General features: G+C 55.0%; 22 protein-coding genes. 15 read left to right on the top strand and 7 right to left on the bottom strand.

The features are described from left to right. Positions 1-340 precede the first annotated feature (340 nt). From BM485_05995 to BM485_06030, 8 genes are all read left to right on the top strand, one after another. Positions 341-3,463, top strand: coding sequence for a restriction endonuclease subunit R (locus BM485_05995; GenBank protein OKY76001.1), 3,123 nt, complete (start codon positions 341-343; stop codon positions 3,461-3,463). After that, a complete protein-coding gene (locus BM485_06000; protein ID OKY75885.1) occupies positions 3,457-5,103 on the top strand; it encodes an SAM-dependent methyltransferase in 1,647 nt (548 codons plus the stop codon). Before BM485_05995 ends, BM485_06000 begins: the two co-directional genes overlap by 7 nt. Positions 5,104-5,122: 19 nt before the next feature. After that, positions 5,123-5,311, top strand: a complete 189-nt coding sequence (locus BM485_06005; protein OKY75886.1) for a hypothetical protein — start codon at positions 5,123-5,125, stop codon at positions 5,309-5,311. After that, positions 5,308-6,339: a cell filamentation protein Fic gene (locus tag BM485_06010; protein ID OKY75887.1), complete on the top strand. Its 1,032-nt coding sequence runs from the start codon at positions 5,308-5,310 to the stop codon at positions 6,337-6,339. The genes BM485_06005 and BM485_06010 overlap by 4 nt, the downstream gene beginning before the upstream one ends. Then, on the top strand, positions 6,336-6,767 hold the full coding sequence (locus BM485_06015) for a hypothetical protein (protein ID OKY75888.1): 432 nt from the start codon (positions 6,336-6,338) through the stop codon (positions 6,765-6,767). Before BM485_06010 ends, BM485_06015 begins: the two co-directional genes overlap by 4 nt. Continuing rightward, complete coding sequence (locus BM485_06020; GenBank protein ID OKY75889.1) at positions 6,760-8,037, top strand: restriction endonuclease; 1,278 nt, start codon at positions 6,760-6,762, stop codon at positions 8,035-8,037. Before BM485_06015 ends, BM485_06020 begins: the two co-directional genes overlap by 8 nt. 34 nt (positions 8,038-8,071) lie before the next feature. Continuing rightward, the gene (locus BM485_06025) at positions 8,072-9,643 is read left to right on the top strand and encodes a hypothetical protein (protein ID OKY75890.1); all 1,572 of its coding nucleotides are present in this window, start codon (positions 8,072-8,074) and stop codon (positions 9,641-9,643) included. A gap of 607 nt (positions 9,644-10,250) precedes the next feature. Then, the gene (locus BM485_06030) at positions 10,251-10,496 is read left to right on the top strand and encodes a hypothetical protein (protein ID OKY75891.1); all 246 of its coding nucleotides are present in this window, start codon (positions 10,251-10,253) and stop codon (positions 10,494-10,496) included. A gap of 131 nt (positions 10,497-10,627) precedes the next feature. On the opposite strand, the gene BM485_06035 is transcribed toward BM485_06030, so the two are convergent. From BM485_06035 to BM485_06060, 6 genes are all read right to left on the bottom strand, one after another. Continuing rightward, positions 10,628-11,407, bottom strand: coding sequence for a 5'/3'-nucleotidase SurE (locus BM485_06035; GenBank protein OKY75892.1), 780 nt, complete (start codon positions 11,405-11,407; stop codon positions 10,628-10,630). Continuing rightward, positions 11,397-12,251, bottom strand: a complete 855-nt coding sequence (locus BM485_06040; protein ID OKY75893.1) for a carboxyvinyl-carboxyphosphonate phosphorylmutase — start codon at positions 12,249-12,251, stop codon at positions 11,397-11,399. The genes BM485_06035 and BM485_06040 overlap by 11 nt, the downstream gene beginning before the upstream one ends. 30 nt (positions 12,252-12,281) lie before the next feature. Continuing rightward, a complete protein-coding gene (locus BM485_06045) occupies positions 12,282-12,599 on the bottom strand; it encodes a hypothetical protein (GenBank protein ID OKY75894.1) in 318 nt (105 codons plus the stop codon). Next, positions 12,596-13,786 (bottom strand): conjugal transfer protein TraB, encoded by a 1,191-nt coding sequence (locus BM485_06050; protein ID OKY75895.1) that lies wholly within the window; start codon positions 13,784-13,786, stop codon positions 12,596-12,598. Before BM485_06050 ends, BM485_06045 begins: the two co-directional genes overlap by 4 nt. Positions 13,787-13,915: 129 nt before the next feature. Further along, positions 13,916-15,172: a hypothetical protein gene (locus BM485_06055; protein OKY75896.1), complete on the bottom strand. Its 1,257-nt coding sequence runs from the start codon at positions 15,170-15,172 to the stop codon at positions 13,916-13,918. A gap of 19 nt (positions 15,173-15,191) precedes the next feature. Then, positions 15,192-16,886, bottom strand: a complete 1,695-nt coding sequence (locus BM485_06060; GenBank protein ID OKY75897.1) for a long-chain fatty acid--CoA ligase — start codon at positions 16,884-16,886, stop codon at positions 15,192-15,194. Between the two features lie 217 nt (positions 16,887-17,103). On the opposite strand from BM485_06060, the gene BM485_06065 reads away from it, so the two are divergent. Beyond that, positions 17,104-17,502 (top strand): hypothetical protein, encoded by a 399-nt coding sequence (locus BM485_06065; protein ID OKY75898.1) that lies wholly within the window; start codon positions 17,104-17,106, stop codon positions 17,500-17,502. A gap of 30 nt (positions 17,503-17,532) precedes the next feature. Here the strand turns inward: BM485_06065 and BM485_06070 are convergent, their stop codons facing one another. Beyond that, positions 17,533-18,027 (bottom strand): 7,8-dihydro-8-oxoguanine triphosphatase, encoded by a 495-nt coding sequence (locus BM485_06070; GenBank protein ID OKY75899.1) that lies wholly within the window; start codon positions 18,025-18,027, stop codon positions 17,533-17,535. Between the two features lie 241 nt (positions 18,028-18,268). Between BM485_06070 and BM485_06075 the strand changes: the two genes are divergently transcribed. From BM485_06075 to BM485_06100, 6 genes are all read left to right on the top strand, one after another. Beyond that, on the top strand, positions 18,269-18,763 hold the full coding sequence (locus BM485_06075; GenBank protein ID OKY75900.1) for a hypothetical protein: 495 nt from the start codon (positions 18,269-18,271) through the stop codon (positions 18,761-18,763). A 114-nt stretch (positions 18,764-18,877) separates the two neighbouring features. Next, complete coding sequence (locus BM485_06080; GenBank protein ID OKY75901.1) at positions 18,878-20,083, top strand: cation diffusion facilitator family transporter; 1,206 nt, start codon at positions 18,878-18,880, stop codon at positions 20,081-20,083. A 141-nt stretch (positions 20,084-20,224) separates the two neighbouring features. Then, on the top strand, positions 20,225-22,492 hold the full coding sequence (locus BM485_06085) for a hypothetical protein (protein ID OKY76002.1): 2,268 nt from the start codon (positions 20,225-20,227) through the stop codon (positions 22,490-22,492). Further along, complete coding sequence (locus BM485_06090) at positions 22,489-25,134, top strand: aminopeptidase N (GenBank protein ID OKY75902.1); 2,646 nt, start codon at positions 22,489-22,491, stop codon at positions 25,132-25,134. Before BM485_06085 ends, BM485_06090 begins: the two co-directional genes overlap by 4 nt. A 23-nt stretch (positions 25,135-25,157) precedes the next feature. Further along, entirely contained in the window at positions 25,158-25,523 is a 366-nt protein-coding gene (locus BM485_06095; GenBank protein ID OKY76003.1) for a molybdenum cofactor biosynthesis protein, read from the top strand. Positions 25,524-25,650: 127 nt separating this feature from the next. Beyond that, positions 25,651-26,214, top strand: coding sequence for an elongation factor P (locus tag BM485_06100; GenBank protein ID OKY75903.1), 564 nt, complete (start codon positions 25,651-25,653; stop codon positions 26,212-26,214). The last annotated feature ends 8 nt before the right edge of the window (positions 26,215-26,222 follow it).

Genomic DNA, 26,222 nt, shown 5'->3' on the forward strand with positions numbered 1-26,222 from the left:
AAAACCTGTCAATATGCCATAAAATTTGAGGATTGCATCTAAAAATTTTCTATACGGGCAGAAGCTGTTTTTGCTGAGACATCTTTGATGCGGCTGGAACTGTGATGTCTTCTGCAACCCTATTCACGAAGAATAGACCATTCCTTAATATGCCACGCTTTCAGATGTGTTTTTTCTATTGAGATTTCGAAAGAAAAAAGTATCCTGCCAACGGTAGTTGTTTTAATTGTGCCGACTTACCCGCCCATTGAACCTTGCATGTCATTTCTGTTCGTTCGCTCATAGCGTCAACATAGGGAATATAGGATAGGGGAAAATACGTGAGGATGAGAGGATGCAAATGATTTTCAGCGAAGACTCACGGGTGAAAATCCCCTGCATCCTCCACCTGGTGCGGCTCGGCTACCGCTACCTTTCCCTCAAAAATGAGGTATGGGATGAAGAGGCCAATATCTTCCCGGACCTGTTTCGTGCCGCCATGGCCCGGATCAATCCCGGCCTGGATGCTGACGACATCCATCGACTGCTGGTTGACGTTAAACTTTCGCTGGAAAACGAGGACCTCGGCAAGGCTTTCTACGAAAAGCTCACGGAGCGTTCCGGCACCCGTCTGATCGACTTCGCCGATTTCTCGAACAACAGCTTTCATGTGGTCACGGAACTGACCTGCAAGAACGGCGATGATGAGTTCCGGCCCGACATCACCCTGCTCATCAACGGCATGCCGCTGGTCTTCATCGAGGTCAAGAAGCCCAACAACCGGGAAGGCGTGCTGGCCGAACGTAACCGCATCATCACCCGCTGCCGCAATCCCCGCTTCCGCCGCTTTCTCAACATCACCCAGCTGATGGTGTTCTCCAACAACATGGAGTACGACGACGGCTCGCCGCAGCCCATCGAGGGGGCCTTCTACGCCAGCCCGTCTTACGATGCGCCGATTTTTAACTATTTCCGGGAAGAGGAAGAGCTGCATCTCCCTGAATTGCCGGCCGACGAGGACGACACGGTTGAAAACGAGGTACTCAAAGACAATAACCTCAGCGTCATCAAACACAGCCCGGAATTTGTCAGCAACAAATCGCCCGACACCCCGACCAACCGCATCTGCACCTCCCTGTTCAGCCGCGACCGCCTCAAGTTTCTGCTGCAATACGCTTTTGTGTATGTGAGCGAGACCGACGGCCTGCACAAGCACGTCATGCGCTATCCGCAGCTCTTCGCCACCAAGGCGATTGAACGTAAGCTCGATGCCGGGGTGCGCAAGGGGATCATCTGGCACACCCAGGGAAGCGGCAAGACCGCGCTGGCCTATTACAACACCCGCTTTCTGACCGACTACTTCCAGAAACGCGGCATCATCCCCAAGTTCTATTTCATCGTCGATCGAATCGATCTGCTCATTCAGGCGCAGCGGGAATTTTCCGGTCGTGGGCTGACCGTGCACACCATCGACAGCCGTGAGGCCTTCACCCGCGACATCAAGGCGACCAAGGCGATCCACAACGATTCCGGCAGGCCGGAGATCACCGTGGTCAACATCCAGAAGTTTCAGGATGACCCGGACGTGGTCCGCACCGAGGATTACGACATCAGCATCCAGCGCGTCTACTTCCTCGACGAGGTGCACCGCAGCTACAACCCCAGGGGCAGTTTTCTCGCCAATCTGAGCCAGTCCGACCAGAACGCCATCAAGATCGGCCTCACCGGCACGCCGCTGCTGGGCGACGACACCAACTCCCGCGCCCTGTTCGGCGACTACATCCACAAATACTACTACAACGCCTCCATTGCCGACGGCTACACCCTGCGCCTGATCCGTGAAGAGATCGCCACCAACTACCAGCTCGCCCTGCGAGAGGCCCTGGCCGCCGTTAAACTCCAGCAGGGCGACATTGATCGCAAGCAGATCTACGCCCACCCGCGCTTTGTCGAGCCGATGCTCGACTACATCATCGACGATTTCGAAAAGAGCCGGGGCGCGCTGAACGACGCCGGCATCGGCGGCATGGTGATCTGCGACAGCGCCGAGCAGGCGAAAAAGATGTTCGAAATCTTTCAAGCCCGCCAGAACCCCAAATCGGTTCCGCTCGCTGGGGCCATTAGTACCAGTGTCGACGGCCTTCTTCTTGTGGCTGCTGATTCCGCGCGTCCCCGCTACGCCACCCTGCAAAAGCAGGCCAACAAGGTCAAAAGCGGCGCCCTGATCCTGCACGACATCGGCAGCAAGCAGGAGCGCAAGGAGTGGGTGGAGGATTTCAAGGCGGGCAAAATCGACCTGCTGTTTGTTTACAATATGCTGCTCACCGGCTTTGACGCCCACCGGCTGAAAAAGCTCTACCTGGGCCGGGTGATCCGTAAGCACAATCTGCTCCAGGCCCTGACCCGGGTCAACCGCCCCTATGGGGATTTCCGCTATGGCTATGTGGTCGATTTCGCCGACATCAGCAAGGAGTTCGAGGAAACGAACCAGCGTTATTTGCAAGAGTTGAACGACGAGCTGGGCGACGAACTGGAACACTACTCCCATCTGTTCAAATCCGCCGAGGAAATCCAGAGCGAGATCGAGCAGGTCAAGAACATCCTGTTTCAGTTCAACACCGAGAACGCCGAGGAATTCTCCCGGCAGATCAGCCGGACCCAGGACCGCGCCACGGTGCTGGCCCTCAAAAAGGCCCTGCTTGACGCCCGCAGTCTCTACAACTTGATCCGCCTGCAAGGCGAGTACTCCTTCCTCGACCAGCTCGATTTCCAGAAGCTGGGCCAGCTCTACCGCGAGACCTGCAACCACCTCGACCTGCTGAACCTGAAAGAAAGCATTGAGTCGAGCGCCGACACCACGGGCCTGCTCAACGTCGCCCTCGAAGAGGTGCTCTTCCTGTTCACCAAGGTCGGGGAAGAAGAGCTGGTGCTGGCCGACAAGCTGAAGAACACCCTGCGCCGGACCCGCGAGGATATGTCCGACAACTTCGACCAGCAGGACCCCAAATTCATCACCCTCAAGGAAGAGCTGGAGCGGCTGTTCAAGAAGAAAAAACTGAGCGAAGTCACCCAGGAAGAAATGACCGCCAACATCGGGGCGCTGAACGCCATTCATGAAAAGGTCAAGGAGCTGAACCGGCAGAACAACCAGCTCCGCGCCAAGTACCAGGGCGACGCCAAATACACCCGCATCCACAAGCGCTTAATGGAACGCGGCACGCTGTCGGAAACCGAGCGGAGCCTCTTCGAGGCCCTTACCGGCGTGAAAAGGCAGGCCGACGACCAGGTGTTGCAGAACACCCAGCTGCTGGCCAATGAAGCCTTCTTTGAACAGATGATGATGCCGCTGGTTATCGGCGAGTTCCAGACTCGCCAAAAGATCAAACTCAACCCGGAGGCCTGCCGCGCCATCAACCGGCTGGTGGTCACCGAATACAGGAATGAATTTGCCTCCGGCAACAGAACAGGAGTACAGGCGTGGTAACGCAGGATTTCACCAACAGCACCCGGCAACTGATCGACAGCCTCAAGAACATCTGCGCCGCCTACGGCCTCGGCAACGATGGCAACGAGTTCAAGATCATCACCCAGGTCTTTCTCTACAAGTTCCTCAACGATAAGTTCGCCTTTGAGGCCAAGAAGATCAAACCGGAGCTGGCCCAATATCAAAATGGCACCGAGAACTGGAAACAGGCGATCAGCTCCCTGAGCAGTGACGAGCTGGAGATGCTGCAATACCAGATGGGGCCGGACACCGCCCGCCTCAAACCCGAGCACTTCATCACCCATCTGTGGAATCGCCAGAACGAGCCCGATTTCGCCAAGCTCTTTGACGACACCCTGCGCGACATCGCCATCAGCAACAACGACATATTCGCGGTCAAGACCGACGGCGGGGCAAAGGTCACCCTGTTTGACCGGGTGAGCGAATACATCAGCGATGTCGGCAGGCGCGACGCCTTCTGCCGCGCCATCATCAACAAGATTGGATTTTCCAGCTTCGAGCGCATCTTCACCCAGAAGTTCGATTTCTACGCCACCATTTTCGAATACCTGATCAAGGACTACAACAGCAACAGCGGCGGCAAGTATGCCGAATACTACACGCCCCATGCCGTGGCCCGGATCATGGCCGCCATCCTGGTGCCGCAGGAACAGCAGGGCAAGGTGCACAACGTCAGCTGCTACGACCCCTCGGCCGGGTCCGGCACCCTCTTGATGAACGTGGCCCACGCCATCGGCGAAAACCGCTGCAGCATCTACACCCAGGATATTTCCCAGAAATCCTCCAACCTGCTGCGGTTGAACCTGATTTTGAACAATCTGGTCCACTCCATCCCCAACATCATCCAGGGCAACACCCTGCTGCACCCCTACCACCGGGACGGCAAGGCGCTGAAGAAATTCGACTACATCGTCAGTAATCCGCCTTTCAAGATGGATTTCTCCGACTTTCGCAACGAGCTGGAGACCAGGGAGAACAAGGAGCGCTTCTTTGCCGGGGTGCCGAACATCCCCAAGCAGGCCGTGGACAAAATGGCCATCTACCAGCTCTTTCTCCAGCACATCGTCCATTCGCTGAAACCCGGCGGCAAGGCTGCGGTGGTGGTGCCCACCGGCTTCATCACCGCGCAATCCGGCATCGACAAGAAGATCCGCCAGCACCTGGTCGATAACCGGATGCTGGCCGGGGTGGTCTCCATGCCGAGCAACATCTTCGCCACCACCGGCACCAACGTCTCCATCCTCTTCATTGACGACAGCAACAAGAACGGTGTGGTGCTGATCGACGCCTCCAACCTCGGCACCAAGGTCAAGGATGGCAAAAACCAGAAAACCCTGCTTGCAGCGGCAGAGGAAGACCGGATTATTGCGGTGTTCAACGGCAAGGAGGCGGTGGAAGATTTTTCGGTGGTGGTGAGCTACGACGAGATCGCCGCCAAAAACTATTCCCTCAGCGCCGGGCAGTATTTCGAGGTAAAGATTGAGTTTGTGGATCTGACGCCTGCTGAGTTCACTGCCAAGATGCAGGGCTTTAGCGACAATCTGGATCGGCTGTTCAAGGAGTCGGCCGGGTTGGAGCAGGAGATTCGGAAACAGTTGACGGGGTTGCGCTATGAGTAGATTCGGCACGAATAGCGATATGAAACAATTCGACCGCCTGTCCCAAATCGCCCTTGGAGAAGATTCCCCCCGCCGGTTCAAGGCGGATGTGAAGAATGTCGAATCGTTGGCCTCGGAGATGGCGGCCTTTGCCGACACGGGCGGCATGGTTTTATCCGGTCTCCATGACCTGATAAATGACCTTTCAGACATGAGGCCGGCGAGATGAATCATTCGGAAATTATCATCTACCAGGCCGCTGACGGCAAAATCAAAATCGATGTCCGGTTGGAAGACGAGACGGTTTGGCTGACTCAGGAGCACATGGCTGGGTTGTTCGGCAAAAGCAAGAAGACGATTTCCGAGCACATCCGCAATATTTTCAGTGAAGGCGAACTGGACGAGCAAGTGGTTGTCCGGAATTTCCGGACAACCACTCGCCATGGCGCCATGCCGGATAAAACCCAGTCCAGAGACGTTCAATTTTACAACCTGGACGTGATCATCTCCGTCGGCTACCGGGTCAGGTCCCACCAGGGCACTCAGTTTCGCATCTGGGCCACCCAGCGGTTGAAGGAATACATCGTCAAGGGGTTTGCCCTGAACGATGAGCGCTTCAAAACGGGCAACTCGATGGCCTATTTCACGGAGCTACAGGAACGCATCCGTGAAATCCGCCTTTCCGAGCGCTTCTTCTATCAGAAAATCAAGGATATCTATACAACCAGCATCGACTACGACCCCAGGGACGAAAAGACCGTCGAGTTTTTCAAGGTGGTTCAGAACAAACTCCTCTGGGCCATCAGCCGGCAAACAGCGGCGGAACTGGTGTATCGCCGGGCGGACGCCACGCGGCCCCTGATGGGTATGCAATCGTTCGACAAGAAAGGTGAGCCGGCGGTGCGTAAAAGCGATGTGAGCATCGCCAAGAACTACCTCGCCGAGGATGAAATGAAGCTGCTCGGCCTGCTGGTGGAACAATACCTGGCCTTCGCCGAAACCATGGCCCAGCAGAGAACCCCCATGCACATGTCCGACTGGATTCAACGGCTGGATGCCATTATTCAGCTCAATGGCCGGGAGCTGCTCACCCATGCGGGCAAGATCAGCCACCAGATGGCCCAGGAAAAAGCCGCCCTGGAGTATGACAAGTTCCAGGAATCGCAGCGACGCATCCAGCGTGAAGAGAGCCTCAAGGAGTTGGAAGAGGACATCAAAAAGCTGAAGTCGCCCCGGAAGAAGGGAGGCAAATCATGAGCGGCATGCATGCAAAAGACCTCCGTGCCCAACTCGCCCTCAACGAAGATTCCACCCGCCGGTTCAAGGCGGATGTAAAAAATGCTGCGTCGCTGGCCTCGGAGATGGCTGTCTATACCAACAACAATGGCGGCAAGACCGTCATCGGCGTGACCGATGACGGTTCAGGCCTCAAGCAGGTGCCGGAACACTGGTCGACCATTGATTTTAGCGGCGGCCATGACGGCTGCCTGTTCACCGCCACGGTGCGGCGGAAACCGGCGGAAGAGGAAATCGCTCTCATCCATCGGAAGGGAACAAGCATGATTGATTCCCGGCGATTCACAACGATGCTGGGTTTTAGCGACAACCTGGACAGGCTGTTCCAGGAGTCGGTCGGGCTGGAGCTGGGGATTCGGCAGCAGTTGGTTGGGGTGCGGTATGAGTAAGTGGCAGACAAGGAAGCTCGGTGAAATCTCCGAGATGTGCCTTGGGAAAATGCTTGATGGAAAAAAGAACAAGGGGGAATTTCAGCCATACCTTGCGAACATCAACGTCAGGTGGGGCGGATTCGATCTTTCCAGCCTGAACAAAATGCGCTTCGAAGACACCGAACAAGAGCGGTACGGATTGAAATTCGGTGATCTTGTTGTCTGTGAAGGCGGTGAGCCTGGGCGCTGTGCGATCTGGAAAGACCAAGTGCAGGGAATGAAGATACAGAAGGCTCTTCATCGAGTTCGCATCAATAGCGGCCACAGCAATGAGTTCGTTTATTACCGATTGCTTCTCGCGAACAAAAATAGAGAACTTGCCAAGCACTTCATCGGCTCAACCATCAAGCACCTAACCGGCATCGGGCTGAAACAAGTTGAGTTTTCATTTCCGATCTTCGAAGAACAACAAAAAATCGCCGCCGTCCTCTCCGCCCTCGACGCCAAAATCGACTGCAACAACCGCATCAACGCCGAACTTGAGTCCATGGCCAAGACCCTGTACGACTACTGGTTCGTGCAGTTCGACTTCCCCTTCGACTTCGCTTCAGGCAAGCCCGCCCCAAACGGCAAGCCCTACAAATCCTCCGGCGGCAAGATGGTCTACAACTCCACCCTGAAACGGGAGATCCCGGCGGGGTGGAAGGGCGGCACCTTGGATGATCTGGGGCAGATTGTCGGCGGCAGTACGCCTTCAACAAAGAATCCGGAAAACTTCACCGCCGACGGCACGTCGTGGATTACCCCGAACGATCTGTCCGACAACCAAGGCAACAAATTCATCTCCCGTGGCGCACAGGATGTCTCCGCCGAGGGTCTCAAGGATGCCGCCCTGAAAAAGTATCCCGCCGGAACGGTCTTGCTCAGTTCCCGCGCACCCATCGGCTACATGGCCATTGCCCGGAACGAACTGACCACCAATCAGGGCTTCAAGTCCTTCATTCCGACCAACGGCTATTCAACGGCGTTCATTTACTACACTGTCAAAAATTCCTTGAAGGCCATCACCCAGTATGCCTCCGGCTCGACCTTCAAGGAGGTCTCCGCCACGGTCCTGAAGACCGTAAAAATCTCCTTACCCGACTCGAAAGTCGTCGGTCAGTTCAGCAAATCAGTGGAGCCGATCTTCAAACGCCAGGATTTGCTTGAACAAGAAAACCAACACCTCACCCAACTCCGCGACTGGCTGCTGCCCATGCTGATGAACGGCCAAGTGACGGTGAAATGATTCAGCGGGAAAACGAATTGTATCCGGAGTGTCTATGAAAAGCGCCATCCTGAAACGCCTGAAGAGGACAGACCACCTGCCGATGCTTTTTGTCGGCTCCGGGATGTCGATCCGTTATCTTAGTCTTGACAACTGGAAAGAGCTGCTGCGTCGCTTTGCCCGAATGGCGACTGACAGTGAGTATGCCTACGAGTTGTACGAACAACAGGCAAAGGGGCTGGAGTGCAAGGAAGGTTTGCTGCCGAAGGTGGCGGAGCTGATTGAACGTGACTTCAACCTGCGCTGGTTCAAGGATGAACGGTTCAGGGAGAGCCGGGAACAGTCGGCTGACGAGATTGCCCGCTCCATTTCGCCCTTCAAGATCGAAATCGCCCGCTATACGAATGATAGAAGCAGGGAACACATAGATGAATATGCCGCTGAAATCGAGCTGTTCCGGAAACTTGAAATGCGCAGCATCGGCGGGGTGCTGACCACCAACTACGACTGTTTCATCGAGGAGATGTTCCCCAGTTACATAAAATATATTGGTCAGGAAGAACTGCTTTTTTCCACCCTGCAAGGCATTTCCGAAATCTATAAGATTCATGGTTGTTGCACGAAACCCGAATCCATAGTCGTTACTGAGGCCGACTATGCCAGTTTTTCGGAGAAGAATGCCTATCTGGCGGCGAAAATTCTGACGATTTTCCTTGAACACCCCATCGTTTTCATCGGCTATTCCATCACGGACACCAACATCGAAAACATCCTGAAATCCATCGTCAAATGCCTTTCGGCCGACAACCTCGACAAGATCAAGGAACGGTTGATGTTTGTCGTGCGGGCCAAGGCAGGCGAGTCTGAAGAGGTTTCCACCTACAGCAAGTCATTTGAAGGTGGCAAGTCCATAGAAATGACACGCATCCGCCTGAAAAGCTACGAGCCGTTGTATCAGGCGATGCTGGAAAACCAGGCCAAGTATAATGCGCCGATGCTGCGGCGCCTGAAACAGGATATTTACGATCTGGTGTTGACGAACAAGCCAACGGGCAAGATCAGAACCGTCAATCTGGAGGATGATAAGCTGGAGGATGTCGAGATCGTGATCGGGGTCGGCATTCTCAATGATTTCGGGCGAAAGGGGTATACAGGGGTTTCAGCGGATGAGCTGTACGCCGATGTTGTCCTCGACAACCGTGATTTCGATGCGGAGTGTATTGTCTGGGATGCTTTGCCGAAACTGTTACCCCACAACAGCAACAGCCTCCCAATATTCAAATATCTTTCGCAATATTCCGGTGAGTTGCCTGAGAAGGTTATGTCTGCGGTAGAAAACAAACAAAAGTACGATGACTTGCTTTCCAATACGATCAAGAAAAATCGTGAAAGGCACCCGTGCCGTCAGGACTCAATTGAAACGCTGCTTGGCAAATACCAGGATGGGAAATGCCTCAACGCCTTGCCACATCTCAAGCAGGAAAACATCAATATAGACGATTTGCATTCTTTTCTGGTGCGCATTCTGACGGACAACCCTTCAGTGCTGTCAACCGGAGGCCAACCACTCAAGACTGACTTGAAACGCGCCATTAGAATTTACGACTGGTTGAAATACCACCCGTAAAAAACAAAAGAGCCCCAGCTGCAAGCAAGCAGTAACTGCTTACCTCGCTGGGACCCTTTTAGGTACAACCGGCACTCATGTCGGTTGGCAAACAGTAACTGTTCACACCGGTCATGGCACCACATTCTTGTCTAAGAGAATGACATGAAAGAGACAGAAATTCAAGTTCTATGTTGCAATTTTGCTGTTGGAAAAATCTGTGTAGCCCACATTCCCCGCGATTGGTTCCTGCCCATGCTGGTGAACGGCCAGGTCGCGGTGCGGAAATTGCGGAAGGAATATGAGAAATATTGGCGGGGTAACAGCTAAAAATGCTGAAGCCGCCCCAAGGGACGGCTTCGTTACTCCTTCCACGCATGGTAGATGAGGTATTTGTAATATCGACTTGATATACCTAAAAGTCAAGAATTTTGTTTTCCAGGGTGAGGGAAGCTTGACAACGAACAACCTCCTGAGCCATATAGATAGGTTTTGTGCGGGGTGCAACGTGATTGCCGCGCCTCCGCTCCGATGACCAATAAACGTCAATCAAGCGGGCAGGGAAGCGTGTGCTGCGCGAGGGTTTTTCCGCGGTCTCCCTCCGTTGCTCCGCCGGGATGAGGAAAAGATGAAAAACAAAGGATTTGCAATATGCGCCTGTTGCTGCCTTCTTCTTTCGTGGGGCGGATTATGCCGTGCCATGGAGGTGTCGGAGAACGGGAAAAACGAAATTTCGGCAAAGCATCCTGCGGAAGAACCTGCCATGGCGGCCATTCCCTCCGCGGAAAAAGATCAGGCTGTGGCCGGCACGGAGGAGATTCCGGTCGTCATTCCCCCGACGGAACCGGAGATGGCGGCGATCCCGGGGAAATAAGGTGAAAACGCTTGATGGCCGGCGCAACAGCGCATGGTGCGCGCGTCTCACGGGTGCAAGCGGCTGGTGCGGTTCAGCCGGGGGGAGATTGTTTTCAGCCAAAAAAACAGTATGCCTTTCGTGACGTTTGGTTATTGCCCGCCGTTCAATTTGTTTGTCCAGGATTCCTGCAGGGCTGCAAGGGCGTCGTAGTTTGTCAGGTCAAGATGGATCGGGGTGACGGAGATGAAGCCGCGTTCCATTTCGTACGAATCGGTCCCCGGGCCTCTTTCCCGTGAAGGGCTGCCCCCGCCGATCCAGAAACAGGGCCGTCCCCATGGGTCGACAAGTTCCTGCACCGCGTTTTCGTACATCCGCCGTCCCTGGCGGGTGATTTTCATGGAGCTGATTTGCGCCGCTTCCAGGTTGGGCACGTTAATATTGAGGTAACAGTCTTCGGGGAGACGGCTGGCCAGAATCAGCCGCGTTATTCTCGCCGCGCACGTCACTGCCGTGGCGAAATGATAAGGAGGATCGCCGGAAATGGAGACGGCAATGGACGGCACGCCGCGGATGGTTCCCTCCTTTGCCGCGGATACGGTGCCGGAATAACTGATGTCATGGCCCAGGTTCGCCCCATCGTTGATGCCGGAGATGATCAGGTCCGGCTTGGCGGGCAGGATTTTTTCAACGGCAAGGGTGATGCAGTCCGCCGGGGTGCCGTTCACCGCAAAGATGTTCTGTTCCACTTCCTTCACCTTGAGCGGGCGGTGCAGGGAAAGGGAGTGACTGACCGCGCTGTTGTCCCGGTCCGGGGCGACAATGACCGCCCGGTAGAGTTCGCCCATGCCCTGATAGAGCAAGCGCAGTCCCGGCGCATGGACCCCGTCGTCGTTGGTGAGAAGAAGCAGGGGGCGGCTGTCAGCCGGCATAGCGTTCTTCCTCCCGGTAATAGTCGGTGAAGCCGACGATGTCTTTGAGCCCGGCAAAATCGATATGCGCGGGATAGTCGCCCTGCTTGAGGGTTTGCAATGCGTGCTGAATGGCCGAAATCGTCGAGCTGATCAGGGTGAGGGGGTAGGCGGCGATTTTGAATCCCATTGCCGCAAGTTCGACGGGGAAAAGCATGGGGGTTTTGCCGTGCTGGAGCATGTTGGCCATTTTGTGGCCGGGGATTTCCCGGCAGAAAAGCTTCATCTCCTCAACGGACTCCGGGGCCTCAAGAAAAATGATGTCTGCGCCCAGGTCGGCAAAACCCCGGCAGCGGGAGAGCGCTTCGTCCATGCCGTGGGTGGTGCGGGCATCGGTGCGGGCCATGATGAGGATGTCCGCCCCCTCTTCCCTGGCATCCACCGCAGCCCGGATTCGGGCAAAGGCCTCTTTTCTTTCCACCACCATTTTCCCCTTGGTGTGGCCACACCGTTTCGGCATCAGCTGGTCTTCGATCATGGCGCAGGCAAAGCCCGCCGCCGCATAGCCCGAGATGGTTCTCTTGACGTTCACGGCATTGCCATAGCCGGTGTCGGCGTCACCGATGACCGGGATGCTGACTCTGCCGCAGATGGTGCGGCCCGCATCGACCATCTCGCCGTAGGAGATGAGTCCGGTGTCCGGCAGTCCGAGACGCGCGGCGCTGACGGCAAAACCGCTCATGAAGGTAAGAGGGAAGCCGGCCTGTTCTATCAGCAGGGCGGAAAGGGCGTCATAGCAGCAGGGCATGAGGAGAAATTCGTCCCCGGCCAGCAGTTTCTCAAGTTTTTCCCGTGGCGACGACATGACACGCAACTCCTGTCTTCGGGTTTTTACTTACGGCAGGGCAATTCTTTTGTCCGGCCGGATATCCTTGTTCGCCTTGAAAAGCAGGACACTGCGGCCGATGACCTGCACCAGCGCGGCGCCTGTCTTGGCGGCAAGGGCTTCGGCCGCTTCGTGCCGCTCCAGGGAGGCGGTATTCTGAATTTTGACCTTGATCAGTTCATGGGAGGCAAGCACCGCCTTGACCGCGTCAAGGACCTCTTTGGTCATGCCGTGCTGACCCACCATGGCCACTGGAACCAGATGGTGGCCCAGGGAGCGGAGGTAGCGAATCTGTTTGCTGGAAAGCGTTTTTTGTTTGGTGGTCATGGTTTTGCCAGATTGGATAAAATTTCAACACCGGCGACCCATACGCCGATGACTGCGCCCAAGGTGGGCAGCGTAAAGGCCAGAAAAACCCTGAGCAGCTTGTTGCCCCACCACCTGCGGATTTTCGACATGTCTCCCAGCACGGTTTCGAACTCGTGCACTTGGGGCGGCTGCATCATGACCTGGACAAAGGCCGTGACATGGCCGACGCCGACAACCGGTGAGAGAGTGGTGATGGGCGCCGCGGCAAAGGCGGCAAGAATGGTAACGGGATGGCTCATGCAGATAAGGGCGCCCAGGGCGGCTGGCAGACCGGTGGCCAAAATCCAGTAGAGCATGTTTTCCCCGGCCACGGCCATTCCTTTGCTGTAGCCGATGAAACCGATGGCGCCGATGATGGTCGCCGGAATGAGCCAGCCCGACACTTTCCAGAGCGGCGAAACCGGTGGAATGGTGTTGATCTCCTCCATTTGGCGGCTGCGGTCTTCCAGCAGGGCCTTTTTGATCCCGCTGATGTGGCCGGCGCCGACCACGGCAACGATTCTGCCCCCCTTGGCCCGTTTGATCTTTTCGGCGAGAAAGGTATCCCGTTCGTCGATGAGTACGGTTTTCAGTTCCGGCAAGGCCCGGCCGAGCTCGGCCAGGAGCTCGGAGAGGACATCGGTTTCCTTCAGTTCGTTTAATTTTTCCTCGGTTATTTCCGTTTCTTCAAAAAGCGAGGCCGCAAGGCTTGCCACCAGATATCCCTTTTTGAAAAAAGAGGTGCATTTCCAGGCCCGGCGCATGGTGACTCGCACATCCCGGTCGCAGAGGGAAAGGGGAATATTGAGGGCCTGGGCGGTATTGGCCGCTTCCAGCAGTTCCGAGCCCGGCATGACGCCGAGCTGGTCTCCCAGTTTCTTTTGGTAGGAGGCCAGCACCAGATTGATCAGCAGGGTGCTGAGCTGCTTGTTCTTGATGATCTGTTTCAGGTCAAGGGACCGCCACCGTTTTTTTTCCGACAGGGATTCGTATCTTTTGGCGTCCAGTTCCACGCAGACGCAATCCGGCTTTTCCCGTTCGATGACCTGATGGACCAGGTCAACGGATTTACGCGAAACATGGGCGGTGCCGACCAGGATGAAGCGGCGGCCGTCATGGTCGACGATGTGAACGTCTCCGGAGTCTAAATGGGTTATGTCAGACATAAGGTCTATCGCGGAAGTAAAAAAGCAGAAACGGTAATGGACCGTTCCTGCTCCATGAATTAAAACAAAATTTTAATCATGCATCAAAAAACAATTTCAGAAAATAGTCAACCTAATTCCATCCGGGCACTAGAACTTGTAGCGGAACCCCATGGTCAGCACATGGGCGCCGCCGTCCTCAAAGGTGCCGTTGATTCGGGGATTGGCGTCTGCCGCGTCGATTTTTCTGCTTTTCTTGTAATCATAGAGATAGGCGCCGCCCACCTCCATGTCGGCATTGAGCTGATACCTGGCGCCCAGGGAGTAGATCAGGGCGTCGGAATCGGGCAGCTCAAAGCCCAGGGTGTCATCCGGCACCGGGGTTTCATCATAAGCGAATCCCACCATGGCGGTGAGCTGGTCGGAGCATTTATGGGTGACGCCGATGCGGTAGGCGTTGGAATTGTTCCAATCCTTGTCAATGGAATTGTCAAAGGCGCCCGTCAGAACCACATTGGCTATGGGGTTCGCGCTCAAGGTTCCGTCGTAGTCGAAATCAAGCTGGTCATATTTCGACCAGTAGGTTTTGTCCCAGGTTAGCTCCACCGTGGTGCGGTCAAAGGTATAGGCGGTGCTCAGCGTCAGCACCGCAGGCGTCACCACGTCCAGGGTGACGTCGCCGTTGTAGGTATTGTTGCCGGGAAAATTGGTGGAGAGATCGGCGTCGCCGCTCAGGCTCTGGACCACCTTGGAGCGATAGGTGGCGGCAATGGCCCACTGCGGTATCGGTTTCACCGTCATGGCCAGGTTGTAGCCGAGATCGGTGGAGTCGCCGTCCATGTCGCGGCGCAGGTCATAGCCGGAAAGTGTGTCGTTGCTTTTGACTTTGTTGTTGGTGGTGTGCAGGATGCGGGCGCCGGCCGCCAGGGAGAAACGATCGCAGAAGGTGTAGGAAATGGAGGGATTGGCCTCGAAAACGTTCAGGGTGAATTCCTCGGCAAATGTTTTCGGATATGCCTCATCCCACCGTTTTGACAGGCCGTAGGGCACGACAAAGGAGAAGCCGAAGCGGAAATTGTTTCTTTCCGGCGAGACCAGGTGGAACATGGGAACAAAAAGGTTCTCTGTTTTTGATGAACCATCCAGTGCGCTGTTGTTGGCGTCGTTATAGTCGATATGCGGCAGATTGATGTAGCTGACGCTGGCCTCAAGCTGCCAGCGGTCCTCCTGCCAGCCCATGTTGGCCGGATTGTAATAGGCGGTGTCTGCTCCCTCGGTATGGGCGATGTAGGCGTTGCTCAGGGCAACCGAGTTGATGGATTGCTCCGGAATGCGGTAGCCGGAAGCAGAGGCGCTGGCCGCGCTTGCAATCCCCAGGGCTGTCAGCAGTGCGATTTTCTTTTTCATTTCTTCGTCCTTTTCTCGTCTAATGTCCTTCGGTGTAAAGATAGCGTTTGATCTTGTGGGTCGCCGTCTTGATAAAAGGTTCCTGCCGTTCAATTATTTTGTGTATTTTTGAATAGGACGCCAGCTGGCTGTTGACGTTTTGCTGTATTTCCTTGAGCAGCTGCTCGATATATTCCCTTTTCTGCTGTTGGTTCTTGTTTTTCGTTTTCTGGTCGATCAGATCGTAATCCAGATAAACCCGTGCTTCCAGGTAGTCGTGATTTTCCACCACCAGGGACTCGATGACATGCATGAAGGAGTTTATTTTTTCTTCAATGGCCTCGGGATAAATATTTTCCCCGTTGCTGAGGACAATGACGCTCTTGGAGCGGCCCATGATGTGGACGTTGCCGAATTGGTCGAAGCGGCCGAGATCGCCGGTGGCAAGCCACCCTGAGGAGTCAATGGTCTGGGCGGTCAGTTCCGGATGATTGGCATAGCCCTGCATGACATTGGGGCCCCGGGCCATGATCTCGCCGATGCCGGTTGCCGGCTCCGGCTGTGCGATCCGGATTTCCACCCCCGGTACCGGTTTGCCGGTGCAACCGATCACCAGGGAGGGATCCTGGAAAGGGCCGGCGGCAAGAAGCGGCGAGGTTTCGGTGAGGCCGTAGCCGATCAGATAAGGGAATCGGGACTCTTTCAGGAAATTTTCCGTTTCGTGGTTGATGGCCGCTCCGCCGATGGCGATGAGCTGAAGATTGCCGCCGAAGAAATCGAGCAGCTTTCTGCCGATTTTTCGGTATATCTTCTGCCGCAGGGCGGGAATCTTCGTGGCGAGCTTGAGCAGGGGGCTTTGGTCGATTGCGCTCATTACCCTTTTTTTGTAAATTTTCTCCATGATCATCGGCACCATGCAGATGGCGGAAGGTTTTTCCTTCCGGCAGATGCGTTGCAGGGTTGTCGGCGTGGGGGCCTTGCCGGCGTAGACAATGCGGCAGCCGTTCAGCAGGGGCAGGAGAAACCCGATGGTGAATTCATAGGTGTGGGACATGGGCAGAATGGAAAGAAATGTCCAGTCGGGCATGATTTTGAGCAGTTGGTTGGCGGAATTGACATTGGCGTACAGGTTGCCGTGGCTGAGCATGACCGCTTTTGAATGGCCCGATGTGCCGGAAGTATAGATGACGGCGCAAATATCTTCGGAGGAAATTGTGGAAGGCTTGGCCGCATCCTCCAGTTTTTTCGGGGGCAACTGGGCCGCCTTGGCGATAAAGGAGGAAAATGTCTCTATCTGCCCCAGGTGTTTTTCCGGCGGACTGTCGTCCAGCATGATGATGGAGCTGATTTTGTGGCTGCCAAGTTCATAGATTTTTTCTATCTGTCGCTGGGTCGTGAAGAGGATTTTGGCCTTGGCGTCGGTGAGGATGTGGCGCACGTCCGACTCGGGAAAGTCAGGCAGGATGGGCACGGCGATTGCTCCGAGCCGGATAGTGCCGAGATAGGCGATAGCCCAGGCCGGTGAGTTTTCTCCGAGAATGGCCACCTTGTCCTTTTTGCGGATCCCGGCTTCTTTCAGTTGCGCGGCCACCCGGGTGATCCGGTCAAAAAGCTCGGCATAGGTGAGAGGTTGCTGAAAGGCGAGACTGAGAGCCGGCCGCCCGGCAAAAAGCGCGCAGCTCTTTTCAACGAGGGCATTCAAGGTCTTATCGGACAGTGCGTTGTTGTCGGACATATCGGTTTGCATATTTGCAGACAAACGTATTTTTTGTGATGTTGAATTTTTGTGTTTTTAACTAAAAATTCTGAAAAGAAACAAGCAATTTTGTCAGTCAGGGCTTTATTATTTCCCCGGTGCAAATAAAATGAACAAAATAGGTCTGCAGGTGTTCCATACAATGTGGTATAATGTCGGTTGTGTCGACGTGGGAAAAACTTTACAGGAGGCTCATATGAAAAGGTTGATGGTCAGTGCCGTGGTGCTGTTTGCGGGTTTTGCGATCGGCACGGCAACCGGTCATGCAGGCCAGCTGAAAAGATTGGATCAGACCACCCAGACCTGCCGTATTCTTGGGGCAGACAGCATGTGGTGGGGCAAGGGGGCGAAAATCTTTCAGAATAACTGCAAAACATGCCATGTCAGGGACAATGACAAGGGCGCGCCGTTTCTTCATTCCGAATCAAAAAGTCCGGAGGCCTGGAACCGGGTTTTTTACAAAAAATATCCGGCCTGCGCCAAGGATGGATCGTGGGGCAATCTGGCATTAAACGATCAGCTTTTACTCAACGACTATCTCTACCGTAACGGCGCCAATACCTACGACCCGAATAACGCCGCCTCGTGCGGCTGATAAGGCCTTTTTCCCCGGTCCGGGGAATTTTTAAAGCCTTTCAAAATGCCAGCTGACCGGTTGGCCGTGCCGATACGGCATCCAGCCGTGAAAAACGGTTGGATCGTCATCAAAAACCAGCGGCAGAAAGTAGCGGTCGCCGGGCCACATGGGCAGGGTGTGCAGCAGTTCGACAGGTTGCCAGCTCAGTGTGCCTTCCTTGTTGTCGGCAAAGGGTGTTCCGCTGAAGCGGTCGATGCGGAAGATAAATCCCAGCCAGTCCTCGCCGTTTTTGCCGAAGCTTGTCCAGCTGATGGTGCCCCGCAGGGTTATGGCGACGCATTCTATCCCCGCCTCCTCCCTGATTTCCCGACGCATGCAGCCGACCACATCTTCATCTGCCCGCATTTTGCCGCCAAGTCCGTTGTATTTGCCGAGATGCGGATCGTCTTTCCGGGCATTGCGATGGACCAGCAGGGTTTGCTTGCGGTCCGGGGAAAGGACAAAGCCCAGGGTGGCGACGATGGGGGAGTATGTTTTGCTCATTTTTTCGTGGTTTTTTGCCGGGGTTTTCGTTATCGGGTTGTTCGCAAGGATGGGCCTTGTTTAGCATTTGTTTGCGCTTGGTGCAAGGGAGCCCAAAAAAAAGACAAAAAAAGTTTACATCCGTGCGTGATGACAATATTCTGTGGTAGAATTAATAATGCTGCAATGAAGTTGCCGGCTCCTGCCGCGGATCGAATATGGAGCGGCTTTTTTTGAGTTTGCTCCCGAGGAGATTTGTCATATGGGCAAGGCGGAAGTTTTTGTCAATCAGGAAAACATGGCTCTTTTTCATTGTCCGCATTGCGGCAGGATGAAGCATGTTTCCGTGCTCCAGTTTAAAGATAAGAAACATTCCCTGCAGGTAAAATGTGCCTGCAAGGAAACTTTTAAGGTTGATCTTAATTTTCGTAAAAAATATCGAAAAACCACTGATCTTGACGGTACTTATTGTAAAGTGCCGGTTGATGAGGGCCTTTTTGCGGGCAAAAACAAACCAAACTGCAAGATTGTCAATATTTCCATGGGGGGCATCGGCTTGCGACTCGGCCACGTTCATTCCTTAAAGCTCGGGGATGAATTGCTGGTTGATTTTACCCTGGATGACAAGAAAGAATCGCATGTCCAGCGGAAAGTTCTTGTTCGCCATGTCGGGGAAAACGGCTACATCGGCTGCGAATTTTCCGATAGCGATCAGCCTGTTTACGAAAAAACCATTGGTTTTTATTTGATGCCGTAAGTGCGGACGGCGTCGCCGAAATTTTGATCGACTGCGCCGGTGTGAGTCTCTGGAACTCGGCGGACCTTTATGCTGTCGCGGCCTTGATCCTGATTCTTCCGTCAAGAGTACGCCATGTCCTCAACCGCCATACGCGCCGAACTCAAATCCGCCCGCAGCCGGGCAATTGTTTCCGTTGTTCTCAATATCTTCCTGATGGTGATCAAGGGAATTGCCGGTGTCAAGGCGGACAGCTCCGCCCTGCTTGGCGATGCCATTCATTCCGGTACCGATGTTTTTGCCGCCGCCGCCGCCTTTCTCGGTCTCTGGCTGGCCGGCCGGGAGCATCCTTCTTTCCCCTACGGACTTTATAAGGCGGAAACCATTGCCACTCTTGTTTCGGCCGTGGCGGTTCTTGTCGCGGGCTATGAGATCGCCAGACAGGCCCTGGTCGGTCCTGAACGACTGCCCGATGTGGCGATTGCCTTGCCGGTGACCGTTTTCTGCCTGGCTGCGGCCCTGATTTTCGGTTTTGTGCAGATGCGGGCCGGCGAAAGACTCAATTCTCCCGCCTTGAAGGCTGATGCCCGCGACTACCTGGCGGACAGTCTTTCCACCGCGGTTGTTCTGGTCGGCCTGGTGGCCACGAGCCTGGGATGGCCTCTTGACCGCTGGGCCGCCGCCGCTGTTTCTCTTTTCGTCTTCCGTTCCGGCGGAGGACTTCTGCTGATGGCGGTCAAGGATCTGCTCGACGGGGCGATCGACCGCGAAACGGAACGGGAAATCATTCAGATGGTGGAAGCCTATCCTCGGGTGACCAGGGTGAGGAAATGTCTCAGCCGCACTGCCGGCGGTCGTTTTATCGTCGATATGGACGTCATCATGCACACTCCTTCCCATAAGCTGGCGGGTCAGCTTGCCGACCGTTTGGAAGAGGATATCCCTGCCCGTTTTCCCCGGGTGATCATGGCGCGGGTCCGGCCTCATTACTCCAGTGGCGAGGTGGTGAAACGGGTTGTGCCGGTGACCGGTCCCGGCGGGGAGTTGTCCGGCCATCTCGGATCGGCGGCATGGTTTCTTCTGGAAACGATCGATAAAAAGTCGGGAAAGATCATCCGGGAATACGTGGAAAATCCCTATGCCAAAGAAAAGAAGAAAAAAGGACTGCTTGTCGGCAGGTGGCTGCTTTCCTTGAAGCCTGACCTGCTGGCCGTGCCCGAGAGTGCGGGAAAAGACGGGGTGGCGGTGGTTCTTTTGCGCGAGGCCGGGGTTGAAATCGTTCCGGCGACAAATGATAATTTCAAAACAGAAGAAGCATCCCTGTCCCGGCAGGGCGACTGAAAATCCCTGCCCTTTTGTCGGCCTGCAATAAAATACACGGTGAGACGGCAGGGGAAATATGCTAAATTGGCCTCATTGTCGTGGAAGAGTGACGGATTCATTTTTTTAGATTTGCAAGGATAGAGCTATCGTATGGTGAAGATCAGGGTGCCCTTTTTGTTGGCCGTGATGATGTTTGTTTTGTGGGTAGATGCCCGGTCAACGGTGTCTGCGGCAGCCGGCAATTCTTTTCCGGTCTATGACGCCATGAGGGCCAATGTCGCCTTTTGGAAAACAGTGTACGCCAAGTACCCTACCAGTAATGGGCTGATCCATGATAACCGTGACCTGTCCATCATTTATGAAGTGATTGATCTTGAACCGCGGGATCGCGGCGGCGCTGAAAAAAGAAATACGGCGCGGGTCGATGGCGCCAAGGCGAAATACAAGAAGATTCTGCTTTCCCTGGCCGCCGGGGGTGTCGCGCGAACAAGCGAGGAAAAGAGAGTGCTGGCTCTTTTTGGTGCAAAACCCTCCGCAAGCAGGCTGCGCGCAGCTGCGGATGCGGTTCGTTTTCAGCTTTGCCTGAAGGACCATTTTGCCGAGGGTGTGGTCCGTTCCGGGGCCTATCTTGACGAGATCAAGAAGATATTCAGAAGCTACGGCCTGCCCGAAGAGCTGGCCTATCTGCCCCATGTGGAATCTTCCTTTAATTACAAGGCCTATTCAAAATCCGGCGCCGCCGGAATCTGGCAGTTTACCCGGGATACGGGCAAGCGCTTCATGACCATTGATTACACGCTGGACGAAAGGCGTGATCCCATCCGGGCAACCCATGCCGCCGCCCGATTCCTGAAAGGTAATTATGAGCGGCTCGGCAGCTGGCCCCTGGCCCTCACCGCCTATAATCACGGTACTACCGGCATGGTGCGCGCCAAGAATGCCATGGGCAACTATGAAAACATATTCAGAAAATATGAAGGCAGCCGTTTCGGCTTTGCCTCCCGTAATTTTTATTCGGAATTTATCGCCGCGGTTGATGTGGCCAAAAATTATAAAAAACATTTCGGCAACATCAAGCTGGACGATCCGGTGTCCCATTATGAGGTGGCCCTGTCCAATTATGCCCCGGTGAAAGACCTTTCCCGGCACTTTAAGGTGGATCTGGCGACATTGCGTGAGCTGAATCCCGCCCTGCGGCCGCCTGTGTTCGAAGGACGGAAACATGTTCCCAAGGGCTACAGGCTGCGCCTGCCCGGTAAAAAAGATCCAGCCGTCCAGGTGGCCTCTGCCGTGCCCAGGGACATTCTGGTCGACCAGCAGAAGCCGAGCCGTTTTTATCGGGTACGCAAGGGTGACACCGTCGGCACGGTGGCGCGAAGGCACGGGGTGAAAATGGAGGATCTGGTTGCCGCCAATGACCTTGATTCCCGCAAGATGATTGTTGTCGGTCAGAATCTGCGTATTCCTTCCAGGGAAGAAAAGATAGTGCCCCTCGCCAAAACCGCGGCAACCGGCGGTCCGGCGGAGTTGACCGCCAGACCGTTGAAGATTGCGATGAAAGGGGCAAAAGAGCTACCCCGGCGTACCGCAAGTCAGGCACCCCCTGCGGCCGTTGCCCCGGCGGAGTTGACCGCGGGGCCTTTGAAGGTTGCGCTGAAAGGAGCAAAAGCAGAAGGGCCTCCCGCCGTTACTGCCTCTGTTCCGGCGGAAGCGGTGATCACTCCGCGGACCGCGCGGCAGATGGCGGACGATGAATTTCCGATTATTCAGGCGTCGGCCGTGAAAAAGGCGATTTCCGCGTCGAAGCGGGTGGCGGAAACCGAGGAGGACGGCGCGGCGAATGTTGCCTCTGATCCAGCCGCGGAAACGGTACTTGCCGAGGAAACCCGTCAGCTGGAACGGCAGGCGACCCTTGCCTTGCTGCCCCAGGGGGATCTTGACAGTGTCGCGGTGAACCCCAGGGTTGTCACCGGCAATCTGGAGGTCGAGGTCGGCAGCAGAAAAAACGGTCGCGCCATGACCGGCACCATCAAGGTTGAAGCGGGAGAAACCATCGGTCATTATGCGGGCTGGTTAAAGGTGCCGACCGGAAAAATTCTCCGCGCCAACGGTCTGCGATCAGCGAGTTCCATCAAGCTTGGCCAGCAGTTGAAAATTTCCTTTGACAAGGTTGCGGTGGAAGAGTTCGAACAAAATCGCTATGAATACCATAAGGAGATCGAAGAAGATTTCTTTGCCGTCTATAAGATTGAAGGCGCCCGGCTTTACCGGATCAAGGCTGGCGATAATATCTGGAAACTCTGCGCGGATGAATTCGACCTGCCCGCCTGGCTTGTGCGCAAATATAACACTGCCCATGATTTCAACAATCTCAAGCTTGATGACCAACTGGTCATCCCCGTGGTGAGTAAGGTTGAAGAGGGATGACGTTGAAACCACCTGAAATAAAATATCGAAAGGATTATTGTCCGCCGCCGTATCTGATTGACGAGGTGGATCTCTTTTTTGCCTTAGGAGACCAGCATACCCTTGTAACCTCGCGCCTGCATTGCCGACGCAACGTGGCGGACGGACGGCAAGATTCTCCCCTGGTCCTGGACGGGGAGGAGCTTGAGCTGATCTCCGTCTTCCTTGACAACAAACAGCTTGGGCCGGATGATTACCTGCTGGAAAAGGAATCGCTTACCATTTTGCAGCCGCCGGCAGCATTCATCCTGGAGATCACCACCCTGATTCGCCCCCCGGAGAACACCTCGCTGGAGGGGCTCTATCAGTCAAGCGGCAACTTCTGTACCCAGTGTGAAGCCCAGGGGTTCAGGAAAATCACCTATTTTCTCGACCGTCCGGATGTGATGAGCCGCTATACCACCACCATTGAGGCGGATCATGCCGTTCCGGTGCTGCTGGCCAACGGCAACCTGGTGGAAAAAGGCGAAGCCGGTCCGGGTCGCCACTATGCCAAATGGCATGACCCCTTTCCCAAGCCCTGTTACCTCTTTGCCCTGGTGGGGGGCAATCTCGTCCGCAAAGAAGACATCTTTACCACGGGCTCGGGCCGCGATGTTGCTTTGCATATCTACGTGCAAAGTCACAACAGCGATAAGTGCGACCATGCCATGCAGTCGCTCAAAAAGGCCATGCGGTGGGATGAGCAGGTTTTTGGCCTGGAATATGATCTTGATCTCTATATGATCGTGGCGGTGGATGATTTCAATATGGGCGCCATGGAAAACAAGGGGCTCAATGTCTTTAATTCCAAATATGTGCTGGCCCGACCGGACACCGCCACTGATGAGGATTACGCCGGCATCGAAGGAGTAATCGCCCATGAATATTTTCATAACTGGACCGGCAATCGGATCACCTGTCGCGACTGGTTTCAGCTCAGTTTGAAAGAAGGGCTGACCGTTTTCCGTGATCAGTTGTTTTCCGCCGACATGACCTCCGGCGCGGTGAAGCGACTGCACGACGTGACCATGCTGCGCAATTTCCAGTTCATCGAGGACGGCGGCCCCATGGCCCATCCGGTCCGGCCCGATTCCTATATCGAGATCAATAATTTCTATACGGTGACGGTCTATGAAAAAGGGGCCGAACTGATCCGCATGATGCACACCCTGCTGGGGGCTGAAGGGTTCCGGCGGGGCATGGATCTTTATTTCGCGCGGCATGACGGTCAGGCGGTGACCTGTGATGATTTTGTCCGCGCCATGGAGGATGGCGGACCCATTGATCTGGGTCTGTTTCGCAACTGGTACGGCCAGGCCGGCACGCCGGAGGTATGGGCTGCTTCATCCTATGATCCGCAAGGAAAAAAATACAGTATCCAGATGCGGCAGAGCTGTCCGCCCACCCCGGGTCAGCATGACAAACCTCCTTTTCATATTCCCGTGGCAGTGGGTTTGCTGGACGGCAAGGGAAACGACATCCCGCTTTTTTGTGGTGAGCGACGCGGTACTTCCCTGGTGCTTGATCTGACCGAAAAGGAGCAAACCTTTGTCTTTGAAAACGTTCCGGAAAAGCCGGTACCCTCCCTGCTGCGCGGCTTCAGTGCCCCGGTCAAGCTCCATTACGACTACTCCGAAGAAGAACTGGGTTTCCTGCTGGCCCACGATGCCGATTCATTCTGTCGTTGGGAGGCGGGACAGCGCTTGGCCTGCCATGTGCTGCTCGGCCTGATCGATGATATCGGAAAAGGAAAGAAACTCCGCCTTGCCGGCAATTTTATCACGGTGTTCAGCGACCTTCTCGCCCAGGCGGGGAAAGTCGATCCGGCCTTTCTTGCCCAGCTTCTCGTTCTGCCGTCGGAAAAATATCTGGGTGAACAGCTTGCGGTAATCGATGTGGATGCGATCCACCAGGCCCGGCTTTTTACCCGCCGCACCCTTGCCCGGCACCTGAAAGAACTTTTCAGCGATGTCTACCGGAACTTCAGCAGTACTTCCCCCTACCGTTATGACCAGCAGAGCGCCGGGCGGCGAAGCCTGAAAAATGTCGCCCTTGCCTATCTCATGCAGCTCGATGATCCGGAGGTGATGAATCAGTGCCTGCGCCAGTTCGAGCAGGCCGATAACATGACCGATGTGCTGGCCGCCCTGCAAAGCATTGTGCATAACCCGGATTGCCCGGAAAGAAAGAGTGTGCTCGTTTCTTTTTACGGTCAGTGGCAGAAGGACACCCTGGTGCTGGACAAGTGGTTTTCCCTGCAGGCCACCGCCCCTCTGCCTGAAACCTTGTCCGAGGTCATGTGGCTGATGCGCCATCCCGCCTTTTCCATGAAAAATCCAAACAAGGTGCGTTCGCTCATCGGCGCCTTCTGTTCGGCCAACCAGCTTTGTTTTCATGATAAAAGCGGCGCAGGATACATTTTTCTGACGGACCGGGTGCTGGAGTTAAACAGCGTCAATCCCCAGATCGCCGCCCGGCTGCTGAATCCGCTCAGTCGCTGGCGCCGCTTTGATGAAGCGCGGCAGGGGTTGATGCGGGCCGAGCTCGAGCGCATTCTGGCTGCCGGGAATTTGTCCAAGGATGTGTACGAGGTGGCTGCAAAGAGCCTGCATGCGGCCTGATGATCGACAACAAAGAGGAAAGCATGGATATTTCAAAAACAATAGCAGCAATGAAACGGAACCCTGAATTTGCCGAAAACGTCGGCATGGTTCTGGTCCATAACGGCGTGGTGCGCTCTTGGTCAAGGCGAGACAAACAAACTGTTTCGTATCTTGAGGTGACGCCCGATCAGGAAAAAATTGAGGAGATCAGGCGGGAATTTCTGGGCCGGCAGGGTATATTTGATATCGTCATCGAGGCCGGGTCAGGCCGCTTCCAGCCCGGCGATGATCTGCTTTTCATCGTGGTGGCCGGAGACCTGCGGGAAAACGTCAAGCCGGTGCTGGCCGATCTGCTCGATCGGATCAAGGCGGAGGCTATTTCCAAAAAAGAAGTTGTCTCTGCTTGAAAAAGTGCGGACATTAGGGTAGAAAGGTCCGTTGCCGATTGGCCGGGCGGTTTTTTTCCGCTGACTGCCGAAAGAACGGCTGAGTTTCGATGATAATCAATTTTTTTGTTCTGCTTGGAGTTGAATTATGTATACCGCATCTGATTTACGCAAGGGCCTGAAGGTTGAAATAGACGGTGAACCTTATATCGTCACGGATTTTCAGTTTTCCAAGCCCGGCAAGGGCCAGGCCCTGTATCGCACCCGCCTGAAAAACATGGTCACCGGCAATGCCTTTGAAAAAACCTTCCGTTCCAATGACAAGTTTCAGAAGGCGCCGCTGGAGGAGCGCACCATGCAGTATCTCTATTCCCAGGGTGATGAGTTTCACTTTATGGATAACAAGAGCTATGAACAGCTGGCCATCACCAGGGAGCAGCTGGGAGACAGCATCAATTTCATGATTGACAACATGGACGTCGACATTCTCCTGTTTAAGGAGCGACCCATCGGCGTCACGTTGCCGAACTTCGTCAATCTCAAGGTGGTGCGGGCCGACCCTTGGGCCAAGGGGGACACCAGCGGCACCGACACGAAGCCCGTTACCGTGGAAACGGGCTATACTCTGCAGGTTCCTCCCTTTGTTGAAGAAGGCGATGTGCTGCAGATCGATACCCGCACCGGGGAGTATATCACCAGGGTCAAGGACTAAGCAGCTGT

Source organism: Desulfobulbaceae bacterium DB1 (assembly GCA_001914235.1).
GTDB lineage: Bacteria > Desulfobacterota > Desulfobulbia > Desulfobulbales > SURF-16 > DB1.